The 6,679-nt window shown below is 33.2% G+C and carries 7 protein-coding genes and 1 pseudogene; 4 read left to right on the top strand and 4 right to left on the bottom strand.

Translation table 11 applies throughout. The features are described from left to right. Positions 1 to 1,396 (bottom strand): helicase HerA-like domain-containing protein (locus QZZ51_RS15695; protein ID WP_291871380.1); only part of this gene is annotated, 1,396 nt, incomplete at its 3' end. A 272-nt stretch (positions 1,397 to 1,668) separates the two neighbouring features. On the opposite strand from QZZ51_RS15695, the gene QZZ51_RS15700 reads away from it, so the two are divergent. After that, positions 1,669 to 2,301, top strand: a complete 633-nt coding sequence (locus QZZ51_RS15700) for a 7-carboxy-7-deazaguanine synthase QueE (protein ID WP_291871382.1) — start codon at positions 1,669 to 1,671, stop codon at positions 2,299 to 2,301. Positions 2,302 to 2,416: 115 nt separating this feature from the next. On the opposite strand, the gene QZZ51_RS15705 is transcribed toward QZZ51_RS15700, so the two are convergent. Together QZZ51_RS15705 and QZZ51_RS15710 are read right to left on the bottom strand one after the other, a co-directional pair. Continuing rightward, positions 2,417 to 3,307 (bottom strand): hypothetical protein, encoded by an 891-nt coding sequence (locus QZZ51_RS15705; RefSeq protein ID WP_291871384.1) that lies wholly within the window; start codon positions 3,305 to 3,307, stop codon positions 2,417 to 2,419. Positions 3,308 to 3,364: 57 nt separating this feature from the next. After that, positions 3,365 to 4,090, bottom strand: coding sequence for a class I SAM-dependent methyltransferase (locus QZZ51_RS15710; protein ID WP_291871392.1), 726 nt, complete (start codon positions 4,088 to 4,090; stop codon positions 3,365 to 3,367). Positions 4,091 to 4,146: 56 nt separating this feature from the next. Here QZZ51_RS15710 and QZZ51_RS15715 point away from each other — a divergent pair, with 56 nt between their 5' ends. Then, positions 4,147 to 4,662, top strand: coding sequence for a DUF2059 domain-containing protein (locus QZZ51_RS15715; protein ID WP_291871386.1), 516 nt, complete (start codon positions 4,147 to 4,149; stop codon positions 4,660 to 4,662). Continuing rightward, complete coding sequence (locus QZZ51_RS15720; RefSeq protein ID WP_291871388.1) at positions 4,662 to 5,156, top strand: YkgJ family cysteine cluster protein; 495 nt, start codon at positions 4,662 to 4,664, stop codon at positions 5,154 to 5,156. The genes QZZ51_RS15715 and QZZ51_RS15720 overlap by 1 nt, the downstream gene beginning before the upstream one ends. Here the strand turns inward: QZZ51_RS15720 and QZZ51_RS15725 are convergent. Then, entirely contained in the window at positions 5,153 to 6,397 is a 1,245-nt protein-coding gene (locus QZZ51_RS15725) for a DUF1343 domain-containing protein (RefSeq protein WP_291871390.1), read from the bottom strand. The genes QZZ51_RS15720 and QZZ51_RS15725 overlap by 4 nt on opposite strands. Before the next feature lie 3 nt (positions 6,398 to 6,400). Here QZZ51_RS15725 and QZZ51_RS15730 point away from each other — a divergent pair. After that, positions 6,401 to 6,679: pseudogene (locus tag QZZ51_RS15730) on the top strand (ABC transporter permease); the annotation flags it as partial.

Below are 6,679 nucleotides of genomic sequence, written 5' to 3' on the forward strand. Positions count from 1 at the left end.
TGCTTCTGGGTTTATTCTTTTCTTTTTCTGCTTCTTTTTCTGCCTTTTCTATTTTTTCATTTAGAATTTCATAAGCACTTTCGCGGTCAATATCCTCATCGTATTTTTTAACTAATGAAGAACTGCTAATAACGGCTTTAAGCTCTTTGGCTGTCAGAATATCCATTCTACTCATTGGAGCTTTTAAAAGTGTAGCAGCAAGCGGAGTAGGTCTTCCTTTTTCATCTAATGCAGATATTAAAGCTTCTCCGATTCCTAAAGATGTTAGAACTTCCTTAGTGTCATAATACTCAGATTCTGGATAATTCTCTGCTGTAAGTTTTATTGCTTTTCTATCTCTGGCAGTAAATGCACGTAGCGCATGTTGTACTTTAAGACCCAATTGCGCTAAAACTTCATTAGGAACATCGGTAGGGTTTTGGGTTACAAAATATAGCCCTATTCCTTTAGAACGAATTAGTTTTACAATACTTTCTATTTGATCTAGTAGTGCCTTAGAGGCTTCTTTAAAAATTAAGTGAGCCTCATCAATAAATAGTATTAATTCTGGACGGTCACTATCTCCTTGTTCTGGGAAGGTAGAATAAATTTCGGCTAATAGGCTTAACATAAATGTTGAGAAAAGCTTGGGTTTATCTTGAATATCTGTTAAACGAAGGATGTTTATATACCCTTTTCCGTTTTCATCAATCCTAGTTAAATCTTCTACATCAAAAGATTTTTCCCCAAAAAATAAATCGGCACCTTGTTGTTCTAGTTCTATAATCTTTCTAAGAATAGTACCTGTAGAGCTGGTAGATATTCTGCCGTATTCTTTGGTGAATTCTGCTTTTCCGCTTCCAGTAGCGTATTGTAATACCTTTTTAAAATCTTTAAGATCTAGTAGAGGCAGTTTGTTGTCATCGCAATATTTAAAAACTACAGAGACAATACCTTCTTGCGTTTCTGATAAATCTAATATTCTAGAAAGTAAGATAGGACCAAATTCAGATACAGTAGCTCTAAGTTTTACACCATCTTGCTCGGATAAGGATAGTATTTCTACAGGGAACCCTTTGGCTTCAAAAGGAATCCCTATTTTTTTATGGCGTTCATCAATTTTATCATGCCCAGGACTTGGTTGTGCAAGACCGCTTAAATCTCCTTTTAAATCCATCAACATAACAGGGATGCCTTTTTCAGATAGGTTTTCTGCAAGCACTTGTAACGTTTTAGTTTTACCTGTACCTGTAGCTCCAGAAATTAAACCATGTCTGTTTAAAGTTTTTAAAGGAATTTTAACTAAAGCATTGGTAATAGCTTCGTTCTCTAACATGGCAGCACCCATAGTTATAAAATCTCCTTTAGTAGTATATCCTTTTTCTATATGTGCAAAGAATTCATCTTTGGTAGCCATGAAATATATTTTTGATAAAAATAGGGGATTTTTAGGCAATTGTAAAGCCTGCACGCTCCCAAATTAGCAGTTTTAACCACTTTTTTTCTCTAGCTTCTGGTATATAGGAATTTATTGGGTTGTTAAATTTTGTTAAACAACTAATACGATAGATTACTCCTTTGAATAGAGTAAAGTCCCTACGGGTTTATCCACGAGTTATTAAAAGGAATTATACCATTTAACCTACTGGTGAGAATAATTATCTAAGAACTTAAATGTATCTTTGCAAGATGGTAAATGAAGATGTGTTAGCACTAGTAGATAAAGGAGAGATGCTTCCGTTGATGGAAGAATTTTATACCATTCAAGGCGAAGGTTTTTATAAAGGTACAGCTGCGTATTTTATAAGAGTTGGTGGCTGTGATGTGGGTTGCCATTGGTGCGATGTTAAAGAAAGCTGGAATGCAGAAACACATCCGCCAACAGAAATAAAGGGAATTGCAGAGAAGGCTGCCAAATATTCAGATACTATTGTAGTAACAGGAGGAGAGCCTTTAACTTGGGATATGGGGCCACTTACGAAAGCGTTAAAAGCAAATAATTTAAAAACGCATATAGAAACTTCAGGAGCTTATACATTATCGGGAGATTGGGATTGGATATGTTTATCTCCTAAAAAGAATAAATTACCCTTTGGCGAAGTTTATGATAAGGCACATGAGTTAAAGATTATAGTTTTTAATAAACACGATTTAATTTTTGCAGAAGAACAAGCTGCTCTTACCAATAAAGATTGTATTCTTTATTTACAACCAGAATGGAGTGTAAAAGATAAAGTAGTGCCACTTATTGTGGATTATGTAATGGCAAACCCAAAGTGGAAGGTTTCTTTACAAACTCATAAATATTTAAATATTCCTTAAGAAGTTTAAATATTGGCTATTTTTTGTTAGCGGTTAGCTTTTTTAGCCTTTTTTTTAAAAAACCATTTTACTGATGTTTCTGGTTCAAAAATGTTTGTTCTTTCTAGCCATCAACCTATCTACCACCGTTAGCTTTTAAATCTAAAACGCATTCTGCTCCTAAATCAATGGTACTTACAGCGGATTTAGCACTTTTGTTTTTAAGCATATTCAACACAGTCATTGCATTTAATTTACAACTCGCTTTAATGTTACTATCTAAAGAACTATTTTTTGCTTTATTAGATGGGCTAAACAATAGCTCGGCACGCATTAAACAACCAACGGTAGTACAGTGATTAGCAGAAGAGCTATCTTCATGCGGATTAACCATGGAAGTTTTTAAGGGGCTATCTGGTTCCGCCTCAAAACCTAAATTTACTAACCCTAATAAATGACCAAATTCATGGTTTAGCGTAGGAGTTTCAATATCCTCTGTCGTAATAGAAAAACTTTGAGCAGCTAATTTTTGTATAGTCTTTTCATAGATAACCATGGAAGTGTTTCTGTATACAGCTCCAAGGGTTACTAAATCTTCTTCTTCTACATCTTCATCTGATGGGGCATCTGTAAAATAGATGTAAAATGCCAAGGTTGTTCCATCATTATATGCAGTACGATTTTCTTGCTCTATTTTATCTATATCATTCAGAGTAAGGGTTTCTTTATTTGGGGAGCTTAATTCTTTATAATTGATTTCTATATTTTCTTTTAAAGAGTATTTTTTTAAATATGCGGTAAAAGAATCTATAGTACCATCACTAGGCTTAAAACCTTTGATGTAAGCAATTTCTATTAACATTTTATCAAAATTAGCATTCGATAAAATATCATTAGCAGATTCTCCAGAACTTTTTAAATTCCCAGCTTTATTTACAATTTTGGTTGTAGAGTCATCTTCATCTGTAGATTTTTTAGAACACGCAAAAACCAATCCTAATACCAGTATTATACTTAAAAAGCGCATTTTTTTCATATTCTAAAGATAAATATTTTTTATAAAACGAAGAACCTATGCTTACTATTATATAGAAAGCGTTAAACGTGCTAAGAATTCGTAATGTTCCCCTTCAAAAACCAATTCGCAATTTAGATTATTGAACATCGCTGCTCTTTGTAAGGAGTTATAATCTAAATATAACCAAGGGAAGGTTTTGCTTTTTTTACCTTTATATTCCATGTGAAAATTTACCTCTCCATAATAATCTATAGAATCGGGAATCCAGTAACCACCGTCTTCATTATCATTTTCATACATGTAAATTATATCGCTAGAATCTAATAGGATTTGTCCGTTAGGTTTTAGTAACGATTTTAAATGGGTAAAGAAAAAATCTAATTGATGAACTTTTCCTGCAATACCAATACCGTTCATTAGCAAAAGAAGGGTGTCAAATTTTGGCTCTTTAAAATCGTATAAATCAGTGTGTATAGCATTTTTTACGCCTCTAAGTTTACAGGTTTCAATTGCACCAGCAGAGAAATCTATAGCGGTTACCGAGGAGATGTTAAGTTGACTTTTTTGTAAAATTAGGCTGTGGCTACCAGCACCGCAGCCAATATCTAAAACGGCACCCTTTGATAACTGCAAGGCATGCTTTTCTAATAAAGGCATGTCTTTGAAATTACGAAACAAATAAGGCAAAGGAAGAGTGTCTTCTTCATCTAAAGACAAGAAGGTGGTAATATCCTCTGTGTAATTCCCGTTTTGATACTCTAAAAGAGCCTCTCCGTAAATATCATTATCCATTATATTTGTACTTTGCAGCAAAAGTGAGATTTTTTATGCATTTTAAAAAGAAACCCATGCAACAGTTGAAGTTTATTCTATTATTTGTTTTAAGTATTCCTGTTTTTAATTATGCACAAGATAGTAACCATAAAGCATTGGTGTCCGATTATTTAGATGCTAATGAGGCTATGGGTCAGTATAATTATGCCTACGAGGAGTTGTTAAAAATGTTGCAAGGAAGATACCCAGAGACAGATAAAAACACGCAAGAATGGCGATTTTTAAAAGAGAATAAAACGAGGGCAGTAAAGGAGATGAAAGCATTATTGGTTCCTATTTATCAATCTAATTTTACAAAGGCAGATATTACTAAAATGGTTGTTTTTTATAATAGTGGAGCAGGAAAACAATTACTTGCCGATAGGTCTAAAATGAATGCTGCGCAAAAAGAAAAATGGAAGACTTTTTATAATTCGGAAGTCGGAAAAAAAATAATAGAAAAGCAAGCTGTATTAGGCGCTGAAATTTCTAAAGCTTCTGAGGGTTGGAGTAGAGATTTATACGAAACCGCTTTAAGCTTACTAAAATAATGGAGAATATTCTTAAGGAGTTAGGTAAAAAAGCAGCCGAAAAACAAACGGAAAATAAGAAGTTTTTCACTAAACTAAAAAAGAAGCCGCCTAAGAAATTAGATTATGTAATGCAAGAGTTACATGAAGAAGAATTTAAAAAAACAGACTGTTTAGAGTGTGCTAATTGTTGTAAAACCACAGGTCCTTTATTTACAAACGCAGATGTAGAGCGTATAGCAAAACACTTTAGACAAAAACCCCAAAAGTTTATAGATCTTTATTTACGAGTAGATGAGGAAAACGATTATGTGTTACAACAAGTACCGTGTGCTTTTTTAGGAGCGGATAATTACTGTTCTATTTATGATGTAAGACCAAAGGCATGCAGAGAATTTCCGCATACAGACCGTAAAAAATTTCAACAAATAAGTAATATAACAATGAAAAACGTATTTATTTGCCCTGCTGCATTTAATATTGTAGAAGAAATGAAGAAGCGGATAAAGATTTAAACATATAGAAGATATTTTTTTCTAATTTTTTTAAACTTTTCTATTGCTGGTTTCCAAGTTTCTTTTATTTTTTCCTCTGTTTTTTTAGCTTCTATTTCTTGTTGTAGTTTTTCCGTACCAGCATGTTTCGTAAATCCATTTTTTAAGAAAACATCTTTTTGGTCGTAGGCATTATTATAGGCATCAATGAGCCATTTTAAAGTAACCTCATTCATGGTTTTAATGCTAGATAAATCTTTGCCATAACATTTTTTACCATTTTCTTTCGGGGTTTTGGAGCCAAAATTTGGTCTAGGCCAAAATTTAAAACTATACTGTGTACTATCTAAAAAAGAAGCACCATATCGTTGAAATTGAAATTCTGTTCCTCTACCAGCATTAATATTGGTTCCTTCAAATAAACCAAGACTAGGGTACAAAGCTATTGCTGTAGCATTTGGTAAATTCGGTGAAGGACGTATGGGTAAATTATACGTGCTAGTATGTGTCCAGTTTTTTAAGGGAATTACCGTTAAGTCTACTTTTACGCTATTAGCAAGCCAACCTTCTGTATTAATCATTTGTGCATACTCACCGATAGTCATTCCGTACACCAGTGGAATTTCTGTCATACCTAAAAAATTAGTATGCTTTGCTTCCATAGTAGGACCATCAATATAATGCGCATTAGGGTTGGGGCGGTCTAGAACTAGGATAGGAATGTTGTTTTCTGCACAAGCTTCCATAACCAATTGCAGTGTGGCGATATAAGTGTAAAAACGAACGCCAACATCTTGAATATCAAAGACTAAAATATCTAACCCTTGTATTTGTTCTTTAGATGGTTTTTTGTTTTTTCCATAGAGCGATATTATAGGTAAACCGGTTTTAGTATCTATACCATCTTTAACTTTTTCGCCAGCATCTGCCTTACCACGAAAACCATGTTCTGGAGAGAAAACAGTTTTTATTTGAATTGCATGGCTTATGAGTGAATCTACCAAATGCGTATAGTCGTTCGTATTGTTTTTAAAAATAACACTCGTTTGGTTAGCAACAATACCTACTTTTTTGCCTTTTAACAAAGGAAGGTAGTCAGGAATACGATTAGCAGCAATAATTAACGTACTTTTCTTAGGGTTTTGTGTAGCTAAATCTCTATTTTCTTTAGTAGAATTTGACTTCTTTCCTTGGTTTCCGCATGCTATCAATACAAAAAACCATAATAAAAATGTACTTTTGATACTAGGTAAAAACATCATAATTTGAATTTAGAATACTTTATAGCTAAACGACTTATTAAAGGTAAGGAGCATAAAATTAGTATATCTGCACCAATAATAAAAATTGCAATAGCAGCAATTGCGCTTGGCGTTATAATGATGCTAATTGCTATTGCAACTGGAGTAGGACTTAAGCATAAGATTAGAGAGAAAATTACAGCCTTTAATGGGCATATTCAAATTTATAATTACGACAATAATGCTTCAGAAGTCTCCGTAATTCCTGTTTCTAAAGAACAAGAATTTTACCCTAAGTTTAAA

The organism is Maribacter sp. (genome assembly GCF_016744255.1).
GTDB lineage: Bacteria > Bacteroidota > Bacteroidia > Flavobacteriales > Flavobacteriaceae > Maribacter_B.